Genomic DNA, 20,492 nt, shown 5'->3' with positions numbered 1-20,492 from the left:
TATTTGCTGTCAATTTAGTGCCTCTGGGGCTGCGCGTGGTAAGATGCGCGCCACATTATTGCTGGATTGACGCTATGCATTGCCCTTTTTGCAGCGCCGATGACACCAAAGTCATCGACTCTCGTTTGGTCGCCGAAGGCGATCAGGTGCGCCGTCGTCGTGAATGCCTATCCTGTCGCGAGCGCTTCACCACCTATGAAGTGGCCGAACTGCTCATGCCGCGCATTATCAAACAAGATGGCACGCGCGAGCCTTTCGACGAAATAAAGTTGAGGGCGGGCTTGTTGCGCGCGCTGGAGAAGCGCCCGGTGTCGATGGAAGATATCGAATCCGCACTCAATCAAATCAAACACGCGCTGCAGGCCACGGGCGAGCGGGAAGTACCATCGCGTTTACTCGGTGAAAAAGTCATGGAAAAGCTGCGCAGCCTCGATGAAGTGGCCTATGTGCGCTTCGCCTCGGTGTATCGCCAGTTCCAAGACATTAGCGAATTTCGCGATGAAATCGAGCGCCTAGAGCGTAGCCCGCGCGCCGGAGAATAGTGTGAGCAGTGCCGATCACGCACGCTTTATGGCGCGCGCTATACAACTCGCTGACTATGGTCGCTACACCACCCAGCCCAACCCACGGGTTGGCTGCGTGCTGGTGGCTGCGCGCGAGGCTGGCCCAGAAATCGTGGCCGAGGGCTGGCACGAGCAGGCCGGCAGCGGCCACGCCGAAGTGAATGCCCTAGCGGCGCTGGCGCAGCAGGGTTTAAGCAGCGCAGGTTTAACCGCTTACGTCACCCTTGAACCTTGTAATCATCAAGGCCGCACTGGCCCCTGCAGCCAAGCGCTGATTGATGCCGGCATTGCGCGTCTGGTCTATGGTATGCAAGACCCTAATCCAAAGGTTGCCGGTAGCGGGCTGAAGCGCTTGGCGGCGGCCGGTGTTGAGGTTGTCGGCCCAGTCATGGAGGCTCAGGCTAGGGCGCTGAATCCTGGCTTTATCAAGCGCATGGAATCTGGCTTGCCTTGGGTGAGAGTAAAGCTCGCCATGAGCCTCGATGGCCGCACGGCTATGGCCAGCGGCGAATCGCAATGGATAACCGGCACCGAGGCGCGCGCCGATGTGCAGCGTTTGCGCGCCGCCAGCTGTGCCATCATTACTGGCATCGACACGGTCTTACACGACGATGCGGCACTGACCGTGCGCGCCAAAGATTTAGGCTTGCCGGCCGATTTGGCCGCCAAAGCGGCGGCGCGGCAGCCCTTGCGGGTGGTGCTCGATAGGCGCAATCGCATGCCGCAGTCGAGTCGCCTACTAAGCGCTGGCGGCGCGGTGTTGCTGGTGCAAAACAATCCGCAAACCTATGCCGGCAGTGCCGTGCCGGTGCAGAGCTGGGCCTTGCCCATGCAGCAGAGCGACGGTTTGGATTTGACGTTACTGCTGGAAGAATTGGTGCGGCGCGAGTGCAACGAGGTCTTGGTGGAGGCGGGCAGCCGCCTAGCGGGCAGTTTTATGGCGGCAGGCTTAGTGGATGAGCTTATCGTGTATATGGCGCCGACCATTATGGGCTCCTCAGCGCGCCCGCTGTTGCAATTGCCGCTCGATCAAATGGCCGAGCAGCGACGGTTAGAAATAGTCGATATTCGCGCCGTGGGGTCAGATTGGCGAATCACCGCCAGACCTGCCGCGGTCGCACACGTGAGTTAACGGGTAGCACAATGTTTACAGGAATTATTGAAGCCGTCGGTGAAATAGCCACCGCACAAGCCAAAGGCGGTGACTTGCGCCTGCGGGTAAAAACCCGGGGGCTAAATCTCGGCGATGTACACTTGGGTGATTCTATTGCCACCAATGGCGTATGTCTCACTGTGGTGGCGTTACCCGGCGACGGCTATTGGGCCGACGTCAGCGTTGAGACGCTCGACAATACCACCCTCGCCAGCTGGGCTAGTGGCATGCCGGTAAATCTCGAAAAGGCCCTGACGCCTACAACGCGTTTAGGCGGGCACTTGGTGAGCGGTCATGTCGATGGTGTTGGCGAAGTGCTGAGCCGGCACGGCGATGGTCGCTCCGAGCGCTTTCGCATTCGCGCGCCCAAGCATTTGGCCAAGTACATATCCCATAAAGGCTCCATCACAGTCGATGGCACCAGCCTCACGGTTAACGCCGTCGATGGCGCCGAGTTTGAATTGAATATCGTGCCCCACACCCTTGAGAAGACGGTGATGGGCACCTATAAAGCAGGCACCCAAGTAAATTTGGAAGTAGATCTGCTAGCGCGTTACCTCGAGCGACTACTCTTAGGAGATAAAGCGGCCGAACCTGCAAAGAAGTCCGGCAGCCTCTCCATGGCATTTTTGACTGAAAACGGTTTTAACCGTGGTCAATGAAACAGGAAGCATTATGGAACTCAATACCGTAGAAGAACTCATCGACGATATTCGTCAAGGTAAAATGGTTATCTTGATGGATGATGAGGACCGGGAAAACGAAGGCGATCTGGTCATCGCCGCCGATCAGATTCGCCCGGAAGACATTAATTTCATGGCCAAGCATGCGCGCGGGTTAATTTGTTTAACACTGACGGAAAAGCGCTGCCGCCAGTTAGATTTGCCCTTGATGGTGGGCGCCGGCCACAATCGTGCTCAACACTCGACTAATTTCACCTTGTCGATTGAAGCCGCTACCGGTGTTAGCACCGGTATTTCGGCAGCAGATCGCGCCCGCACAGTGCGCGCCGCCGTCCAGCGCGACGCCAAGCCCGAAGACATTGTTCAGCCTGGCCATATCTTTCCATTGATGGCGCAGCCGGGTGGCGTATTAAGTCGCGCCGGTCATACGGAAGCCGGTTGCGATTTGGCCCGCTTAGCAGGTTTTGAGCCGGCGGCGGTAATTGTCGAAATCATGAATGAAGACGGCACCATGGCCAGACGCCCCGACCTGGAAATATTTGCCAAACAACACGATTTAAAAATTGGCACCATTGCCGATTTAATTCACTACCGCTCGGTGAAAGAAAAGACCGTTGAGTGTTTAAGCACGCGCAGCGTAAAAACCGCCTTCGGCGAATTTGATTTGCGCACTTACCGCGATATCGCGCGCCAAGAATTGCACTTTGCTTTGTCGAAGGGCGACGTCAAGGGCGAGGAGCCAACGCTAGTGCGCGTGCACGTACAAGACAACGCGCGCGATTTGTTAACTATTCAGCGCCCCTCGGACAGCGAGTATACACCCTGGACATTTCACGCCGCCTTGCGCGCCGTGGAAAAAGAAGGCCGCGGTGTAGTGGTGTTGATTTGTCACACCGAAACGCCGCAAGACATTGCCGATAATATCGATTGGATGTTGTCTGGCCGTCAGCGGCAATTAAGTCAAGACGCGGTCTATAAACAAGTGGGCACCGGCGCGCAAATTTTGCGCGACTTGGGCGTGCGAAAAATGAACTTAATGTCGGCGCCGTTAAAGTTCTCGGCAATTTCTGGTTTTGATTTAGAAGTTGTCGACCGGCTTTCTTGCCCCGACTGAACCGTAAAAATTAATTTTTGAAAAGTGTGAATAGGAAAGACCATGAGCAATATTAAAGTTATCGAAGGCGACTTCGCCCAGTGCCAAGGCAAGTACGCACTCATCGTAAGCCGTTGGAATAGTTTTGTGGTTGAGAGTTTAAAAGACGGTGCGCTCGATACGCTGCGTCGTCACGGTATTAAAGACGAAGACATTACTATCTACTACGCGCCGGGCGCATTTGAATTTCCACTGGTGGCGCAGAAGTTAGCAAACACGAAAAAATTTGATGCCATCATCGCTTTGGGCGCGGTTATTCGCGGCGGCACACCCCACTTTGAATACGTGGCCGGCGAGTGCACTAAGGGCTTGGCGCAGGCGTCTATGGCCAGTGGCGTACCGGTGACTTTCGGTGTGCTGACGGTTGATTCCATCGAGCAGGCTATTGAGCGCTCAGGTACGAAAGCAGGTAATAAAGGTGTCGAAGCCACCTTAACAGCGTTGGAAATGGTCTCTTTGTTGGCCAAGGTATAAGTTATGACAGTTTCCGCATCGGCGCGTCGCCAGGCGCGCCACTATGCCATGCAAGGTTTGTATCAATGGCAAATGGCGAGCAGTTCGCTCAACGCTATCGAAGCCGAGTTTCGCACCGATAACGACATGGCGAAAGTTGACGTGCCTTATTTTCAAGAGTTATTGCATCAAGTGCCGGCCAAGTTAGACGCCATTGAGGCCGCGTTTGAGCCCTATTTGCAGGGGCGCAATTTGCAAGAGTTAGATCCCATTACCCAGGCGCTGTTGCGCTTATCGACTTACGAGTTGAAGTACCGTTTGGATGTGCCCTATAAAGTGGTGATTAACGAAGGTGTCGCCTTAGCGAAAAAGTTTGGCGCCACTGACGCACACAAATTTATCAACGGCGTATTAGATCAAGCGGCTACCCACCTTCGTGCAATCGAAGTTAAAGCGGAGCGCGGTCAAGCGCGCTAACGACTATAAAAGGATTTAGCGAAAATTTTGAGGATTTGTTATGGCGTTGAGTGAATTTGAACTCATCAAGCGGTACTTTTATCAGTCGGCCCGTGCCTTCGGTGTCAACATGGGCGTTGGCGATGATTGTGCGCTGTTGAGCGCGCCAGAGAATAAGCTGCTCGCCGTGTCTATGGACACCTTGGTGGGCGGCATTCACTTTCCGCGCAACGCCGACCCCGAGTTAATTGCCGAGCGCGCGCTGCGGGTAAATCTCAGTGATTTAGCAGCGATGGCGGCGGAGCCACTTTGGTTCACTTTGGGTCTAACACTACCCTCGGTGGATGAACGTTGGCTCGAAGGTTTTGCCAAGGGGCTGTTCACCGTTGCCGATGAATTTAATATTGCGCTTGTGGGCGGCGATACGACGCGTGGGCCACTGGCTATTACCATCCAAGTGCACGGTGCGGTAGAGGCTGAACATGCGTTGATGCGATCCAATGCGCGCGTTGGCGACGTGGTTTATGTTACCGGTAATCTCGGCGATGCGGCGGCGGCGTTAGCGGTTATTCGTCAGGAGTTGACCGTTGGTAAATCCGCCTTCAGTTATTTCATGTCGCATTATTATCGGCCGTTACCGCGCATTAAAGATGCCAAACTGCTGCGCGATATTTCCACCTGTGGTATCGACGTGTCGGATGGTTTGTTAGCCGACCTTGGTCACATCTGTGAAGAAAGTGGCGTGGGCGCAAAAATTGATATTGAGCGAGTACCAGTTTCCACGGCGTTGAATAAAGTGGCCACGGCCGAGCAAATTGCCGACTGGGCTCTGGCCGGTGGCGACGACTACCAGCTTTGCTTTACCGTGCCGCAAGCGCGACTGGCGAAGATCGAGCAGTTAATTAGCAGCGGTAAATTACACGCCACGGCCATTGGTGAAATTGTTAAGGGCAGCGAAGTGGTGTGCTACATCGAGGGTGAGGTGTTCGAGCCCAAGCGTCGAGGTTACAGTCATTTTGACGGCGCCAATTAGCCTACCGTCTTTTAGCGCGTTAATTGCCAACCCGCGTCTTTTTTTAGCCCTGGGTTTTGGCAGTGGTTTGGCGCCTAAAGCACCGGGAACGGCCGGTACCCTCATGGCTGTGCCGTTGTATTTACTGCTCCAACAGCTGCCTCTAGCGGGTTATGTCGCTACGCTTTTGTTAGCGGCCTTGGTTGGTATCTATCTGTGCGATTACGCCGGCAAATATTTAGGTGTAAGCGATCACGGCGCCATTGTCTGGGATGAGTTCGTTGGCTATTGGCTAGCCATGTTGTTTGCACCTAAAGGATTTATTTGGGTGTTATACGGGTTTGTTTTGTTTCGCCTGTTCGATATTTGGAAGCCTTGGCCCATTGGCTGGGCAGATAAAAAAGTGAAGGGCGGTTTCGGCGTCATGTTGGATGATGTGTTAGCCGGTTTGATGGCGTTGCTGGTGATTCAGCTAACCGTAATCAGTGTGTCGTGAAGCCTTGGCGCATGATCAGATTGTTTCTGCTCTGTATCAGTTTGTCTCTACCTAGTGCGCTGATGGCGAGTGGCAAGGTGGATATTCAGGTCAGCGCTTTATTTAAAGGCAGTGCGTTGCTCGATATCAATGGTAAGCGGCAGTTGCTGAAAGTTGGCGCCACAAGCCCCGAGGGCGTTCAGGTGATCGCCGCTAATAGCAAGAGTGTCGTTATTTCCTACCGAGGCCAGCAACAGGAATTAACGCTGAACCGCAAGATAGGCGCGTTATTTGCGGCACCGGAAAAAGCCTTAGTAAGAATTAATACCGGTAAGGGTGGCCACTATTGGGCCAAGGGACAAATCAATGGCCGGCCTGTGGATATGCTGGTGGATACAGGTGCAACCTCGGTTGCCATGAGTGAACGCCATGCCCAGTCATTAGGTCTGCAGTATCGCCAAGGTTTGGTGGGTATGGCGACAACGGCGGGCGGAAAAATAAAGTCTTGGCAGGTGAATTTGGATTCAGTCAGCGTTGGTAACGTGTTGGTTAATCAAGTTTCTGCTGTGGTGCTGGCGGGTGATTTTCCAGAGATGGTGTTATTGGGTAATAGTTTTCTCGATAAGGTCGATATCGACCGCGAGCAGGGCGTACTAGTCATTCGGTCGCGCTTTTAAGTTTTTTAAATTTTAAAAGCTGAGCGCATTGACGCAGTAGGTCACCGTAATTTAGAGGTTTTTAAGTGACAATTCGATACGTAGAGTCTTCCCGCTTGCCCACCCCGTGGGGCACGTTTGAAATGCATGGTTTTGAAGACAGTGCAAATAACAAAGAGCATGTGGTACTCACCATGGGCGACGTGCGCGGTGAAGAGCCGGTGTTGGCGCGTATTCACTCCGAGTGCTTAACCGGTGATGCGTTGTTTAGTTTGCGCTGTGATTGCGGTGCACAACTGCAGGCCGCAATGCATAAAATTGCCATCGCCGGCCGGGGCGTGATTTTCTATTTGCGTCAGGAAGGCCGCGGCATCGGTTTGCTCAATAAAATTCGAGCTTACAAATTGCAAGATTGCGGCGCCGATACGGTGGAGGCCAATGAGGCCTTAGGTTTTGGCGCAGATATGCGCGATTACTCCATCCTCAAACCGATGATCGAACAACTGCAAATTCAAAAAATTCGCTTGATGACCAATAACCCGCGCAAAGTGAAAGCGATGAAAGATATTGGCCTGCCGGTGGTGGAGCGCATAGCCCATCAAACCGGACGCAACCCGCACAACGCAAAATACTTACAAACTAAAAAGGGTAAGTTGGGTCACATATTGTCTGACGAGGCGGATGAAGAAAGTTAACAGGAAAGTGAGTTTACAGTTTACAGCTTACAGGACAAGCAAGAGCGACCAACAAAAGCAAACGGCCGTCACCTGAGTTGGGCCTTTGCCTGTCCTGTAACCTGTTAACGCATTTTCCTGTCAACTGCGCTTACTCAAAATCAGAGAGCCGCGCCGGCTCGCCGAATTCGTCCACACAGCGGCTGGGGATCGCCAGCGAGGCCTTGCTGTAAGTAAGCGCTTCTTTAATGCTCACCAAATAATCACACCGGTCTTTGTTACTCAATTTAAATTTAAGGGTATCGAGGCTATTAAACCCGTTCACATGATTGAGGTCGCCCACTGGGTTGCCGGTGAGCTTTAACGTGGTGAGTTTGTCCATGCCGAGAATAGACCAAATACTGGTGACTTGGTTGCTCTCGATATCTAACTTTTCTACGTCGTGCAATTGGCTCAAGGGTTCGAGGCTGGTAATTTTATTACCCGATAAATCGATGTTGGTTAATTTTTTAAAATGCTCAAGGCCGTTGAGGCGAAAAATACCGCGCCCGGCGCAGTCAAGTTGTTCGATGTCGGTGGGCTGGGTAATGACTTTGCCGCCGGTGTGGGCCAGCGCGTACTCAACACTTTCTCTAACGCAACGATACAGCGCCTGATCGGTGAGCCCGAGTTGATCTAAGTGTTGGATCGATGCCTCGAGCTCGGCTGAGTTTAGTCGGTTAGCGTCGCGTGCAGCTTTGATTTCTGCGTAGCGCAGTGTGGCTTCCGACTCGGCAACTTGTTGCGACGGCGCCGGACCACTGGCGCATTTGCCAAGGGCGAACACCGCGGCGGCGGTGGCAATAAAAACATAGGCTGAGCTTTTCTGCATGCGCTGTCCTTGGTTGCAGAGTCAGTGGGAAATTTAGGCGTTGACCGCGGGTCTCAGTGCGAGGGATGCCATGCGGGTCTGAATGCGGGCGACGATGCTTTCCGGGTCGAGGCCCGCTGCCGCGAGCATTTGCGATTGTTTGGCGTGATCGATATAGCTATCTGGTAAGCCCAGCTGCAATACCGGCACACTAATGCCTTGGCTATTCAAAAACTCGCTGACCGCCGAGCCAGCGCCGCCGGCGACAGCATTTTCCTCTAGCGTCACGATGAGTTCATGCTGTTTAACCAAGTCGAGAATCAGCGCCTCGTCCAAGGGTTTAACCCAGCGCATATCGCACAGGGTGGCATTTAACTGGGCACTGGCTTTTTCCCCGTTCGCCAGCAGCGTGCCGAAGCACAGGATGGCAATGTGTTTGCCTTCCCTGACCCGACGGCCGACGCCAACCGGTAGTGGCTGCAGCTCGGTGGTGATGGTCGCGCCTATGCCAGTGCCGCGCGGGTAGCGCACTGCGGCTGGGCCCTTAAATTGATAGGCACTGCACAGCAGTTGATGGCACTCGGCCTCGTCTGACGGCGCGGCGATTATCATATTGGGAATGCAGCGCAAAAAACTTAAGTCGAAACTGCCGGCATGGGTGGGGCCGTCTTCGCCGACTAGGCCCGCTCTGTCTATGCCGAAGGTGACATCGAGGTTTTGAATGGCGACATCGTGTACCAGTTGGTCGTAGGCGCGCTGCAAAAAGGTCGAGTAAATCGCCACCACCGGTTTTTGCCCTTCGCAGGCAAGACCGGCTGCTAGCGTGACGGCGTGTTGCTCGGCGATGGCGACATCGTGGAAGCGCTCGGGAAATTGTCGAGCAAAATCCACCATGCCGGAGCCTTCGCACATGGCGGGTGTGATCGCCACCAAGCGCTCATCCACCGCGGCTTGTTGGCACAACCAGTCGCCGAATATTGTTTGATATTTTTGCTTGCTGCTGGCGACATCTTGTACCGGTTGTTTGGGCTCAATTTTGTTGAGCGCATGGTAGCCAACCGGATCGGCCTCTGCAGGCGCAAAGCCTTTGCCCTTCTGGGTAATGATATGCAGTAGCTTAGGGCCTTTGATATCGCGCAAATTAGTGAGGTAGCGCACCAGGCCTGCGGTATCGTGGCCATCGATGGGGCCAACGTAGTTGAAGCCCAGTTCTTCGAATAGCGTGCCGGGCGACACCATGCCCTTCATATGCTCTTCGGTCTTGCGCGCTAGCTCCCAGGCAGCGGGAATTTTCGACAGCACTTTGCGGCTGCCTTCGCGCAGGGCGTTGTAGGATTTACTGGCCCAGATGCGCGAGAAGTAGGTGGCTAAACCGCCGACGTTCTTGGAAATAGACATATTGTTGTCATTTAGAATAACCAACATGTCGGTTTCGGTGTGCGCGGCGTGATTCAGTGCCTCGAAGGCCATACCGGCGGTCATGGCGCCGTCGCCAATGATAGCCACGGTTTTATTGTCGAGGCCGGCCATTTCATGGCCTAAGGCCATGCCTAAGGCAGCGGAAATTGACGTGCTTGAATGGCCCACGCCAAAGGTGTCGTACTCGCTTTCACTGCGCTTGGGGAAGCCTGCCAGGCCGTCTTTTTGGCGCATGCTCAACATGGCTTCGCGCCGGCCAGTGAGAATTTTGTGCGGGTAGGTTTGGTGGCCCACATCCCAAATGATTTTGTCGGCGGGGGTGTTGTACACGTAGTGCAGTGCCACGGTAAGTTCGACCACACCTAAGCCGGCGCCGAAGTGGCCGCCCGTTTGCCCGACGCAGTAGAGCAGGTAGTGGCGCAGTTGTTGCGCTACATCTTGCAGTTGATCGACATCCAGCAAGCGCAAATCTTCAGGCAGCGCAATGCTGTCTAGGAGCGGTGTTTCTGGGCGCTGGCGGGGAATTTCGTTAAACATAACTGAATGTCGGCACTGGCTAGCTTGAGGCTTGAACCGGCCATTTTAGGGCGCCAGTGGTTAAATGACTAGCGCCAATTGGGGAAATTGGGGGCGCGGGCAATCCGGTCGCCCCATCAGGCTTTGCGCTCGACGATATAGTCCGCTAATTGCCGGAGTGTATCGGCAGCGGGGCCAAGTTGGGCGAGCGCTTGATGGGCGTCGCTATGCAACGCCTGCGCCTTGGCTTTTGCCCCGTCTAACCCTAGTAGCGACACATAGGTTGGCTTATTGTGGCTGCTATCAGCTCCTTGTTGTTTGCCTAAGGTTTCGGTGTCTGAGGTGACGTCGAGTATGTCGTCTTGCACCTGAAAGGCGAGGCCAATCGCCTCGGCGTAGTGTTCCAGCGCCAAGCATTGTTCGGCATTGGCGCCGGCGGCCAGCGCGCCCATGGTCACCGCGGCCGAGATAAGTGCGCCGGTTTTGTGCCGATGCATGCGCTCCAACTGCTGCAGGTCGAGTTGTTGATTGACCGCGGCTAGATCGATGGCCTGGCCCAGCACCATGCCCTGGGCGCCAGATGCACGGGCTAGGTGAGTGATTAATTGAACTTTCAGCTCGGCCGCCAAGGGTGCAAGCGCTAACAGCTCAAAGGCAAAGGCTTGCAGGGCATCGCCGGCTAAAATCGCGCTGGCTTCGTCAAAGGCGATATGGGTAGTGGGTTTACCGCGCCGTAAATCGTCGTCGTCCATGGCGGGTAAGTCGTCGTGCACTAAACTGTAGGCGTGAATAGATTCGAGCGCGGCGGCTATCCATTCGAGGCCCTCTTGCATGCCCGGCCTAATGGCTTGGGCGCTGGCGTAAACCAGCAGCGGGCGCACGCGCTTGCCGCCGTTAGTTAGGCTGTAATGCATGGCCGCCTTCAGCTGCGCGCCAGAGCCGGCCAGCTGGTCTAAGGCTTGTGCTAGGCGAGCGTCGACATCGCGTTTAACCCGCTGGCTGAAGGCATTGAGCGTTACTTCCATGATCAGTCTTCTTGCTCGCTGCCATCGAGATTTTCGTAGCGCACGTCACCATTTTGCGCCAATAGCACTTGTACTCTTTGCTCGGCGGCCTGCAGCCGCGCTTGGCATTCGCGCGTGAGTTGTACGCCTTCCTCAAAGGCCTTCAAGGAGTCTTCGAGGCTGAGGTCGCCCTTTTCCATTTTGGCAACTAACGCTTCGAGTGCGGCCAGGGACTGTTCGAAGTCTTGTGGTTTTTTGCGGCTGGCCATGGCTAAGCGTCCTGTATCTGGGCAGAAATGTGCGGTATTCGTTGAAGCCGCCACCCTATACGAGGGCTTCGGATCGGTCAATCGCGAAGGTGCGCTGTATCTAAAAGCGAAAATTCTTTGTACTGATTTCCAAGCTAATCCCAGTTTCCTAACTAAACTAATACGGTAGTCGCAGGGTTCAGTTTGAGTGGCTTTGGACGATAAGTAAGAAGAAAACCGGCAATGGCTGCGGATATCGATAAGCAAGTAAGGAGTTTTCTGTGGATTTAGCCACGCTCATTGGCCTTTTGGGGACCATTGGTTTGATTTTGACCGCCATGTTGATGGCGGGTAATTTAGGTATGTTTGCCGATGCGCCCTCCTTTGTCATTGTGGTGGGTGGGTCGATTTTTGCGGTAATGATCAAATTTGGTTTATCTCATTACCTCTCTGCCGTGAAAATCATGGCGAAAAGCTTCCTGTTTAAAAGTACCGATCCGGTGGATTTGATCGCCGAAATCGTCGAACTTGCCGATGCCGCCAGAAAGGGCGGCTTACTCTCTCTAGAAGGCAAAGAGGTGAGTAACTCGTTTTTGCAGAAGGGTATTCAGCTGTTGGTTGACGGTCACGACCCCGAGGTAGTGAAGGCGCTCTTGTCTAAAGACAAAGCCCTGGCCATCGAGCGACATGAGTATGGCGCCAAGATTTTTGCGGCTATGGCAGAAACGGCGCCGGCCATGGGCATGATCGGCACCTTGGTGGGGTTGGTGGCCATGTTGTCGAACATGGATGACCCAAAATCCATTGGCCCAGCCATGGCGGTAGCGCTGCTGACGACGCTCTATGGCGCGATTATGGCAAACGGTATTTTTGGCCCCATGGCCGACAAACTGAAATTGCGCGCCGGTGAAGAGGCCATGATCAAGAGCTTGGTGCTGGATGCGCTCTTGGCGATTCAGGGCGGTCAAAACCCACGGGTTATCGATTCCATGTTGCGCACCTACCTTCCCGAAGGTAAGCGCGAAGCGGCAGATGCGGGTTAAGGAGTAAACCTGTGGCTGACGAGGAAGAGCACGACTGTAAATGTCCACCGCCGGGCTTGCCCGCGTATATGGGCACCTTCGCAGATTTAATGGCACTGTTGATGTGTTTCTTTGTGCTGTTGTTATCTTTTTCTGAAATGGATGCCATGAAGTTTAAGCGTTTAGCTGGCTCCATGGCGCAGGCCTTTGGCGTGCAAAATAAACTCAATGTGGATGACGTGCCCAAGGGCACCAGCATCATCGCGCAGGAGTTTAGCCCCGGCACGCCAAACCCAACACCAATTAACGAGATATGGCAAAAAACCCAAGACATTACCGAGATGAGTTTGGAGGTTCAGTGCAACGAAGAATACGACGTCGAGCAGGGCGAGCAAGCCACGGAAGCGGGTATTAAAGCGCGCATAAGAGAAAAGCTCGAAGAGTTGATTCAGCAAACTGAAAACGATGCCGTCGAGCTGGCTCAGGCGCTGCAGTCACAAATTATTGCCGGTGAAATTGAAATTGAAACCCAGGGCCGGAAAATTATTATTCGCATTCGAGAAAAGGGTTCGTTCCGCTCGGGCTCAGCTGATTTAGTGGGTGAATACGCCGATGTCATGGAAGAAATTCGCGCCGTGCTAAGGTCTAAGCCCGGCAAGATTGAAGTGCAAGGGCATACCGATAACGTGCCTATCGCCACGGCGCGCTTTCGCTCCAACTGGGAGCTTTCTTCGAGCCGGGCGGTATCTGTGGCGTCGGAGCTGATGCGCGGCAATGAAATCAATCCGCGTCGGTTTCAGGTCTCGGGTTTTGCCGATACTAAACCTTTGGTGGCGAACGACAGCGGCGAAAACCGGGCGCGCAATCGCCGGGTGGAAATTGTGATTCAGCAGGGTGTGGATTCGGATATCGACAAGGCCGATCTGGAAGTCTTGAAAGAAGAGGGGCAAGATATTTTGCGCGATTTAAATTTGGACCCAGAGTATCTCTTTGATCTCGACCCGAGCGAGGTGTTCTGATGCCCGAGCGCCGACGTTTTTTTCGCATTAATGACAAGGTGGGGGTGGCTTACCGCGTGCTGACCGAAGAGGAGGCGAGAACGCGGCAAGAGCACGATCCACAACCGGTGGATACGCTGAGTTTACTGTCTCGCTATGAGAATGCTATCGATCAGCTATTGCCGCAGTTGTCGTCGCCGGTGATGACGGAATTATTTACCACCCTAAATAACAAAATTAACTGTGTTATTGCGCAGTTAGAGCTCGATAGTCGATTGGTTAGGGATGTTGCGCATCGCGTGCGCGAGGTCAACATCAGTGCCTGTGGCATGGCTTTTATCACTGAAGAATTAATTGCCGCCGGCAAGGTGTTGAGTCTCGATTTGATTTTACGGCCGGAGGGCAATCATATCGTCACCTACGGCAAGGTGCTCGACTGTGAACCGGTTGACGGTGGCTATTATTTGCGGACAAACTTTATTGCACTTAGCCCCCACGATCAGGAGGTTCTAATTCAGCACATTGTTAAGCGCCAAGGCTCGCAGTTGCGTGACCATCGGCTGATGGTTGAGCTCGAGGAACAATCAGAGCTGCAAGCGGCGCTGGCGCTTGGTATACCAAAGCCGGCAACTAAATAGTGTGCTTAGGCTGTCGCTTTGTGCCGGGCGACAGGCTTGAGCGGTTACGCGTTAACCCTCGCTCCGCTGAGGCGAGCAGCCGGCGAAGCCGGAAAAAGTGCTTGACGATCTGTATGAATTTTATACACTCGAACTAAATGCCTAACCAGAAGAGGAGGGCTTCGCCTTCATTGTTACCAGGCGCTCATGTGACGACCTTGTGCTGCTTTTCTTAGTAGCCGGTAACTTTCTCGCTTTTAAATACCACTTTATCGTCTTTTTTGTTCGATCTTTCCTGTTTTTGTCATATCTCTTTCGCGCTAGCGCCGTAGCTTTTTACCTAGCTAGCCATAGCGCCGATGAATTTCGTCCGTTGTTCATGGAGAGACCCAATGCCTGAAGCACGTATTCTTCGACTTAATCTGTCCGGCCAGCCCATTGAATGGATCGGTTGGCAGGAGGCGGTGTGTCTGTACGCGAGAGATTTGGTGACCTGGAGTTTGGGCGGCGTGGTTAAGCGCGTGGTGGGTGGCGAATCCCGGCTCACTGGCTTAACCAGTCGCATTCAGTTGCCGTCAATTCTGGCCTGCGGTGGCGGTCGATTAGCGCCCGTGCGCAATCGGCCACCGCTGACCAATCGAGCGCTGTTTCGGCGCGATGACTATCGCTGCTTGTATTGCGGAAAGTCTTTCAGCTTTATCAATTTGTCGCGCGATCATGTGCAGCCCACCAGCCGCGGCGGTTTGGATCGCTGGGAAAATGTTGTGGCAGCGTGCAAGCGCTGCAACCAACACAAAAGTAATTTTCTCTTGGATGAGATTCAGATGAGCCTCATTGCTTTGCCTTATCGGCCTAACAATGCCGAGTATCTCGCCTTGGTAAATAGCGACCGCATACGCGGCGACCAAATGGAATACCTGCGGCCGCAGTTTTCCAATAACTGTCGTTGGTTGTAACGGCGCCGGATAGGGTATCCTTAGGGCATCTTTTGTCACAAAAATTCGGTAGGTTCTAAGGTGGACGTGTATCTCGTTGGCGGCGCCGTGCGCGATGAATTGTTGGGCTTCCCCTTTCACGAGCGCGATTGGGTGGTGGTTGGCGCAACGCCAGAGCAAATGCTCGCCGAGGGCTTCACCCCAGTGGGTAAAGATTTTCCGGTTTTTCTACACGGCACGACGCGCGAAGAATACGCGCTGGCGCGCACAGAGCGAAAGTCTGGGCGCGGTTATACGGGCTTTACCTTTCACACCGACGTCAGTGTAAGTCTCGAGGAAGACCTGATTCGTCGCGATCTCACCATCAATGCCATCGCCAAAAATACCGAGGGTGAATTTATCGACCCCTATGGTGGCAGGCAGGATATTGAAAATAGAATGTTGCGCCACGTATCCCCCGCTTTTGCCGAAGATCCAGTGCGCATATTGCGCATCGCGCGTTTCGCTGCGCGCTACCATCAATTGGGCTTTGTGGTGGCGCCAGAAACCCAAGCGCTTATGCAATCCATGGTCGATGCCGGAGAGGTGGATCACCTAGTAGCCGAGCGGGTATGGAAGGAAATGCAGCGGGCGCTGGCCGAACCCAATCCCGAAATATTTATCGAAGTGCTGCGCGCGTGCGGCGCCTTAGCGCGCCTAATGCCCGAGTTAGATTGTCTGTGGGGGGTGCCGCAGCGGGCCGAATATCACCCGGAAATTGATACCGGTGTTCACACCTTGCTGACCTTGCAACAAGCGGTTTTGTTAACCGCAACGGATGCCGATACGCGCGTGCGGTTTGCGGCGTTGGTGCACGACTTGGGCAAGGGCGTCACGCCAGTTGACGAATTGCCTAGGCACATTGCCCATGAGCATCGAGGTATACCTCTCGTTAAAGCGGTGTGCGCGCGGTTAGGTGTGCCCAAAGAGCACCGCGATTTAGCGCTAGCGGTTACTGGGCAACATCTTAATTGTCATCGCTTATTCGAGTTGAAGCCGGCCACCGTGCTTAAAATGCTGCAAGCTTTAGATGCACTGCGTCGACCCGAGCGCCTGCCCTTGTTTGTCGCCGCTTGTAAAGCTGACGCGCGCGGGCGAACTGGCTTTGAAGCCGCGCCCTACCCGCAAGCGGAATATCTAGCCGCGGCACTAGCGGCTTGTTTGGCGGTAAAACCCGATAAGTTGATGGCGCAGGGCTTAACCGGCAAGGCCTTGGGCGACGGTATCAATCACGCGCGAATCGCAGCGATTGCCAAACTGAAAGATGAGTGGCCCGCCGCAAGTCAGTAACAAGGGGTAAGAAATATTTAACGACCTATACCGCTTAGCTGATAGGCTTGGCTTAGGCTGAGTACAAAATGGAACTACCTCAGGTGTTAAAGACTTGTCTGAAACCACAGTGATTGCCTCGTACGCGGAATTTCGTACTGGCGCTCAACAGCATGAGCTAATCCTCTCTATTCGTGGCGATTGGCATTTGGGCGAAGCGCCCGAAGGCGGGCAGCTGTGCGCCTTGTTACCGCCCGGCTGCACATCCTTAAGCCTCAATACCGCTGAGCTGGGCCGCTGGGATTCCAGCTTGGCTATCGCGTTGTTGCAGCTTGCCCGCCGCTGTAACAAGAAAAATATTTCATTTCACTATACTCAATCTGCGCCCGCCTTAGTGCAGCTGCTGAAGTTGGCACTGGATGTTCCGGAATACGAACAACCTCATAATCCGGTTGTTATTGGCTGGCGGGCGAAATTACGACACTGGCTAACGGAACATGGGCAAAGCGTTAAAGAGCATTTTATTTTCGTCGGTGATGTGTGTTTAGCGTGTGTTAAGTGGGCCTCCGGTGGTGCTAATACACGCGCTAGCGATATTCTCTATTTTATTCGCGAGTCTGGTCCAAAAGCTTTACCCATTGTTACCCTAATCAGCCTCTTGGTCGGCATGATTTTGGCGTATTTAGGTGCTATTCAATTGCGCCAACTCGGCGCCCAAGTGTACGTAGCCGACTTGGTCTCGCTCGGTATGGTGCGGGAGATGGGCGCGTTAATGACAGCCGTGATCATGGCCGGTAGAACCGGCGCTGCTTATGCCGCGCAATTAGGCACCATGCAAGTTAACGAAGAGATTGACGCGCTAAAAGTAATGGGCGTGTCGAGCTTGGAGTTTTTAGTCTTGCCACGGCTTTTAGCGTTAATTTTAACCATGCCCTTGCTCACCATCTATGCCAATACCATCGGTATGTTAGGAGGCGCGCTCATTACCACCAGTATGGATGTCAGCTATACCCAATACATATTGCAAACTCAGCAAGCGGTAGATTGGCTAGATATTTCAACCGGCTTACTGAAAAGTTTGGTGTTCGGTGTGCTAATTGCCATGGCCGGTTGTCACGCCGGTATTCGCTGCGGCAGAAACTCAACCGCCGTGGGGCTTGCGACCACCAATGCCGTGGTCAGCGCGATTGTCTATCTGGTTGTGGCGGATGCCGCGTTTAACATCATTTACGACAAGTTGGGGATCTGATGACAAGGCCCTTTATAGAAGTTCGCAACCTCAGTATTGGCTACGGTGCGCGCCCAGTTCAAAAAGACTTGAATTTCAACGTTAATAAAAATGATGTGTTTTTTGTGGTGGGTGGTAGCGGTTGTGGCAAAACCACGCTGTTAAAATCCATGATCGGTTTGCTGCCGCCTTCGCAAGGCGATGTCTGCTACGAGGGGGTTGCCTTTTATGGCTCCGATCACGAGCAGCAATTGGCTTTATTGAAAAATTGGGGTATTACCTTTCAAACCGGCGCCTTGTTTTCCAGTATGACGCTGGCGGAAAATGTGGCCTTGCCCATGCAGCTGTACACTAAGTTGACGGGCGCACAAATTAAAGAGGCCGTTGCCTATAAATTGGCGTTAGTGGGCTTGGCGGGTTTTGAAGCCTTTTATCCCTCTGAGCTGTCGGGCGGCATGCATAAGCGCGCGGGGTTGGCGCGGGCTATCGCCTTAGACCCAAAATTGCTATTTTTCGATGAGCCCTCAGCGGGGTTAGACCCTATTAGCTCTATGCGCCTAGACGAGCTGATTGTTCAGGTGTGCGGCGCTTTGGATTCCACGGTGATTATCGTGTCGCACGAATTGCCGAGTATTTTGACCATTGGCACACACTGTATTTTTCTCGATAGCGAGTCGAAAACGATGTTAGATAGCGGTGATCCAAAGGTGTTGGCGGAATCTAGCCAGTCCATCAAAGTTAGAAATTTTCTCAATCGCCAAACTAGTGCAGAGGTTGTCAGCCAATGACGGCAAATAAAAACCTTTCTTTTGCAATAGGAGCCTTTATCTTCGGCGCCCTGTTGCTAACATTTCTGGCTCTACTTTTTTTCTCCGGCGGGCGGCTGTTTGCCAAGAAGCAAAGTGTCATTATGTATTTCGAAGGCTCGGTTCAGGGCTTACAAATAGGCGCGCCTATTAAACTGAAAGGCGTGGTGCTCGGCGAGATATCTGATATTCAAATAAATTTTCAAAGTTTATCCAAACACAGCGGTGGCGATGAAGGTGCCAGTCAGGCAGCGGTAACCACCGTAGTGGCGGATTTACTGCTGAAGCGCATCAGTAGCAGCGGTCTAGCGGCGAGTGAAGAATTTCTAACGGAAGCTGTAGATAACGGCTTGCGGGCGCAGTTAAATTACCAAAGCTTTCTAACTGGGTTGCTCTATGTTGAACTGGATTTTCACCCTGAGTCCCCAATGAAGCGCTACGGTTACCAAAAGGCATTGGTGGAAATTCCCACCATGGCGACAGAGTTTGAGCAGATCTCGAAGAAGTTTCAAAATATAAATCTGGAGGATCTGGTTAGCAACTTAAACCAAATGGTCGCGCGGGTGAATGGGCTCTTGGCCTCGGGTGAGATTGAGCGCACCTTAGTTAGCGCCAATAGCACGCTGAGTGCCATCGAACATGCCGCCAATGGATTGGATGGAGAGGTGGCGGCGTTGAGGCGTGATTTATCCGCAACCTTAGCCCAAGCTGACCAGTTAATTGGTCAACTCAACAATAGCGCCCCTGAAATAGTGGGCTCGTTAAATGCCAGTTTATCGCGCTTGAATAACAGCTTGGTCAGTGTCGAAACTGCGGCTAGCCAAATGGCCTACACCTTTTCCGAGGATGGTCAAACGGTTAATAAAATGGGTGCGGCGCTCGACGATGTTCGCCGCGCGGCGCGCGCGCTGCAAACCCTGTCGGAAACTTTAGATCAAAACCCCGATGCTATTTGGCGCGGGCGCGAAAATGCCGAGGATTGATTGCCCATGAAAACTGTTTTTATACTTTTACTTGCTTGTGTCGCGCTTAGTTCTTGTAAAAGCGTTGCGCCGAAAACATTTTACTTGTTGGGCGATAGCCAGTGGCTGGCGCCGGCGCCTGAGGCTGAAGTTAACGTGTTAGTTGGCATTGGTCCAATCGAATTGGCTGGCTTTTTAAATCGCCCTCAATTGGTTTATCAGGGCCAAGATGGCGCGATTCATGTTGCAACCGGGCATGTTTGGGCCGAGCCTTTAGAAAAAGGTGTGGCGCGAACCTTGGGCATGAAATTGACGGCCCAGAACCCCGCACGCGCCTTTGTTTACTTTCCCTGGCGCCAAGACAGTAAACCCGAGAAAAGTGTGCGGGTACAAATTCATAATATTTTCCGTGCTGCGGAAACGGTGGGCTTGCAGGCAACTTGGGTTGTGGTCGTGGCCGGCGCCGATGGCGCTATGACATATCATCATTTCAACAAACAGGTTAGCGCTAAGCCGGATTCTGAAGGTTTGGTGGATGGCTTGAATCAATTACTGTCGCTGTTAGCCGAAGATGTCGATAAGGCGCTATAGGGTTTTATCTAGTTTTAATCGGTCCCTCTGTTTCGGCATGATGCCTGTAAATAAATACTGTGTTGGTTTCGCATCGCGAGCGGGTGATGCATCGCGATGCGGCTTTGGCTAAGCAGAGTTATGTTTTGGTAGGTTGCTATACATCGCGGCGCATATGGCTGGCTACTTTATCCATGTTTTTGCCCATCAGGGCAATCGCACTGGATACTTCTTTCGACACATTTTCTCGCGATTGATTGAATTTCTTGATAAACGCTTTGCCGTCTTCTTCGAGAAATTTTTGCGCGTCCATCTTGGCTAAATGAGCCTTCAGCACCGTGTAATCCAGTTCTGTTTTAGCTGCTTGTTTGCTGTGCAGCAGCGTTGACTCGACGGTGTCTTTTATCCGCCCCCAGTGTTCGCTGGCCTCCATGGCGGCTAGGTGCGCTTGTAGTATGGCTTCGTCGGTACTGGTGTTTAATGAAGCTTTTGCCGAGGTGAGTTTCGCTTCAATATGGTTGAGTTGTTGTTCCGTGTCGTGCCAGAAACTCTTGGCTTTGCTTTCTGCGCGGCTTGCCGCTTCCAGGGTTGAGGCTTTTATCGCACGCATTTTTTCGATACTAGACTCAATTTCTTTCTTGAGGTGCTCGTTCATTTCATGCTCCTGTGCTGGTTGCTGGTGTGTCACTCTAGGCTTGCAATTGTCGGCTTGGCGCAGCCGTATATTGGCC

General features: G+C 53.3%; 24 protein-coding genes. 19 read left to right on the top strand and 5 right to left on the bottom strand.

Annotation, left to right across the window (positions count from 1 at the left end; translation table 11 throughout):
• Positions 1-74: 74 nt before the first annotated feature.
• From nrdR to ribA, 10 genes are all read left to right on the top strand, one after another.
• Complete coding sequence (gene nrdR / locus QWY82_RS02185) at positions 75-542, top strand: transcriptional regulator NrdR (RefSeq protein ID WP_290259506.1); 468 nt, start codon at positions 75-77, stop codon at positions 540-542.
• A gap of 1 nt (position 543) precedes the next feature.
• Complete coding sequence (gene ribD, locus QWY82_RS02180) at positions 544-1,695, top strand: bifunctional diaminohydroxyphosphoribosylaminopyrimidine deaminase/5-amino-6-(5-phosphoribosylamino)uracil reductase RibD (RefSeq protein ID WP_290259505.1); 1,152 nt, start codon at positions 544-546, stop codon at positions 1,693-1,695.
• A gap of 11 nt (positions 1,696-1,706) precedes the next feature.
• Positions 1,707-2,378: a riboflavin synthase gene (locus QWY82_RS02175; RefSeq protein ID WP_290259504.1), complete on the top strand. Its 672-nt coding sequence runs from the start codon at positions 1,707-1,709 to the stop codon at positions 2,376-2,378.
• Positions 2,379-2,391: 13 nt separating this feature from the next.
• Positions 2,392-3,513: a bifunctional 3,4-dihydroxy-2-butanone-4-phosphate synthase/GTP cyclohydrolase II gene (gene ribBA, locus QWY82_RS02170; protein WP_290259503.1), complete on the top strand. Its 1,122-nt coding sequence runs from the start codon at positions 2,392-2,394 to the stop codon at positions 3,511-3,513.
• A gap of 42 nt (positions 3,514-3,555) precedes the next feature.
• Complete coding sequence (gene ribH, locus QWY82_RS02165) at positions 3,556-4,026, top strand: 6,7-dimethyl-8-ribityllumazine synthase (protein ID WP_290259502.1); 471 nt, start codon at positions 3,556-3,558, stop codon at positions 4,024-4,026.
• Positions 4,027-4,029: 3 nt separating this feature from the next.
• Entirely contained in the window at positions 4,030-4,482 is a 453-nt protein-coding gene (gene nusB / locus QWY82_RS02160; RefSeq protein ID WP_290259501.1) for a transcription antitermination factor NusB, read from the top strand.
• Between the two features lie 40 nt (positions 4,483-4,522).
• Positions 4,523-5,494, top strand: coding sequence for a thiamine-phosphate kinase (gene thiL, locus QWY82_RS02155; protein ID WP_290259500.1), 972 nt, complete (start codon positions 4,523-4,525; stop codon positions 5,492-5,494).
• A complete protein-coding gene (locus tag QWY82_RS02150; protein WP_380736124.1) occupies positions 5,475-5,969 on the top strand; it encodes a phosphatidylglycerophosphatase A family protein in 495 nt (164 codons plus the stop codon). The genes thiL and QWY82_RS02150 overlap by 20 nt, the downstream gene beginning before the upstream one ends.
• Positions 5,970-5,980: 11 nt before the next feature.
• On the top strand, positions 5,981-6,625 hold the full coding sequence (locus tag QWY82_RS02145) for a retropepsin-like aspartic protease family protein (RefSeq protein ID WP_290259498.1): 645 nt from the start codon (positions 5,981-5,983) through the stop codon (positions 6,623-6,625).
• Between the two features lie 65 nt (positions 6,626-6,690).
• Entirely contained in the window at positions 6,691-7,299 is a 609-nt protein-coding gene (gene ribA / locus QWY82_RS02140) for a GTP cyclohydrolase II (RefSeq protein ID WP_290259497.1), read from the top strand.
• A gap of 130 nt (positions 7,300-7,429) precedes the next feature.
• Here the strand turns inward: ribA and QWY82_RS02135 are convergent, their stop codons facing one another.
• The 4 genes from QWY82_RS02135 to QWY82_RS02120 all read right to left on the bottom strand — a co-directional run bounded on the left by QWY82_RS02135 (position 7,430) and on the right by QWY82_RS02120 (position 11,336).
• Positions 7,430-8,149 (bottom strand): leucine-rich repeat domain-containing protein, encoded by a 720-nt coding sequence (locus tag QWY82_RS02135; protein WP_290259496.1) that lies wholly within the window; start codon positions 8,147-8,149, stop codon positions 7,430-7,432.
• A 33-nt stretch (positions 8,150-8,182) separates the two neighbouring features.
• Positions 8,183-10,084: a 1-deoxy-D-xylulose-5-phosphate synthase gene (gene dxs / locus QWY82_RS02130; RefSeq protein ID WP_290259495.1), complete on the bottom strand. Its 1,902-nt coding sequence runs from the start codon at positions 10,082-10,084 to the stop codon at positions 8,183-8,185.
• A gap of 116 nt (positions 10,085-10,200) precedes the next feature.
• Positions 10,201-11,088, bottom strand: coding sequence for a polyprenyl synthetase family protein (locus QWY82_RS02125; protein WP_290259494.1), 888 nt, complete (start codon positions 11,086-11,088; stop codon positions 10,201-10,203).
• Between the two features lie 2 nt (positions 11,089-11,090).
• Entirely contained in the window at positions 11,091-11,336 is a 246-nt protein-coding gene (locus QWY82_RS02120; RefSeq protein ID WP_290259493.1) for an exodeoxyribonuclease VII small subunit, read from the bottom strand.
• Positions 11,337-11,596: 260 nt separating this feature from the next.
• Between QWY82_RS02120 and pomA the strand changes: the two genes are divergently transcribed.
• From pomA to QWY82_RS02075, 9 genes are all read left to right on the top strand, one after another.
• On the top strand, positions 11,597-12,358 hold the full coding sequence (gene pomA, locus QWY82_RS02115) for a flagellar motor protein PomA (protein ID WP_290259491.1): 762 nt from the start codon (positions 11,597-11,599) through the stop codon (positions 12,356-12,358).
• Between the two features lie 11 nt (positions 12,359-12,369).
• Positions 12,370-13,356 carry a flagellar motor protein MotB gene (locus QWY82_RS02110; protein WP_290259490.1) on the top strand — a complete coding sequence of 329 codons (987 nt, stop codon included), beginning with the start codon at positions 12,370-12,372 and terminating at the stop codon, positions 13,354-13,356.
• Complete coding sequence (locus QWY82_RS02105) at positions 13,356-13,973, top strand: PilZ domain-containing protein (protein WP_290259489.1); 618 nt, start codon at positions 13,356-13,358, stop codon at positions 13,971-13,973. The genes QWY82_RS02110 and QWY82_RS02105 overlap by 1 nt, the downstream gene beginning before the upstream one ends.
• 371 nt (positions 13,974-14,344) lie before the next feature.
• On the top strand, positions 14,345-14,908 hold the full coding sequence (locus QWY82_RS02100; protein WP_290259488.1) for an HNH endonuclease: 564 nt from the start codon (positions 14,345-14,347) through the stop codon (positions 14,906-14,908).
• A gap of 60 nt (positions 14,909-14,968) precedes the next feature.
• Complete coding sequence (locus QWY82_RS02095) at positions 14,969-16,216, top strand: multifunctional CCA addition/repair protein (protein ID WP_290259487.1); 1,248 nt, start codon at positions 14,969-14,971, stop codon at positions 16,214-16,216.
• 94 nt (positions 16,217-16,310) lie between these two features.
• On the top strand, positions 16,311-17,444 hold the full coding sequence (locus QWY82_RS02090; RefSeq protein WP_290259485.1) for an MlaE family ABC transporter permease: 1,134 nt from the start codon (positions 16,311-16,313) through the stop codon (positions 17,442-17,444).
• Positions 17,444-18,211 carry an ABC transporter ATP-binding protein gene (locus QWY82_RS02085; protein ID WP_290259484.1) on the top strand — a complete coding sequence of 256 codons (768 nt, stop codon included), beginning with the start codon at positions 17,444-17,446 and terminating at the stop codon, positions 18,209-18,211. Before QWY82_RS02090 ends, QWY82_RS02085 begins: the two co-directional genes overlap by 1 nt.
• Entirely contained in the window at positions 18,208-19,212 is a 1,005-nt protein-coding gene (locus QWY82_RS02080; RefSeq protein WP_290259483.1) for an MlaD/PqiB family protein, read from the top strand. Before QWY82_RS02085 ends, QWY82_RS02080 begins: the two co-directional genes overlap by 4 nt.
• Before the next feature lie 6 nt (positions 19,213-19,218).
• A complete protein-coding gene (locus QWY82_RS02075; protein WP_290259482.1) occupies positions 19,219-19,782 on the top strand; it encodes a PqiC family protein in 564 nt (187 codons plus the stop codon).
• Between the two features lie 136 nt (positions 19,783-19,918).
• Here the strand turns inward: QWY82_RS02075 and QWY82_RS02070 are convergent, their stop codons facing one another.
• On the bottom strand, positions 19,919-20,416 hold the full coding sequence (locus QWY82_RS02070; protein WP_290259481.1) for a hypothetical protein: 498 nt from the start codon (positions 20,414-20,416) through the stop codon (positions 19,919-19,921).
• Positions 20,417-20,492 lie beyond the last annotated feature (76 nt).

This window comes from Simiduia curdlanivorans, assembly GCF_030409605.1.
Taxonomy (GTDB): Bacteria; Pseudomonadota; Gammaproteobacteria; order Pseudomonadales; family Cellvibrionaceae; genus Simiduia; species Simiduia curdlanivorans.
The sequence above is the reverse complement of the archived record's forward strand: the minus strand, read 5'-3'. Positions and strand labels throughout refer to the sequence as shown.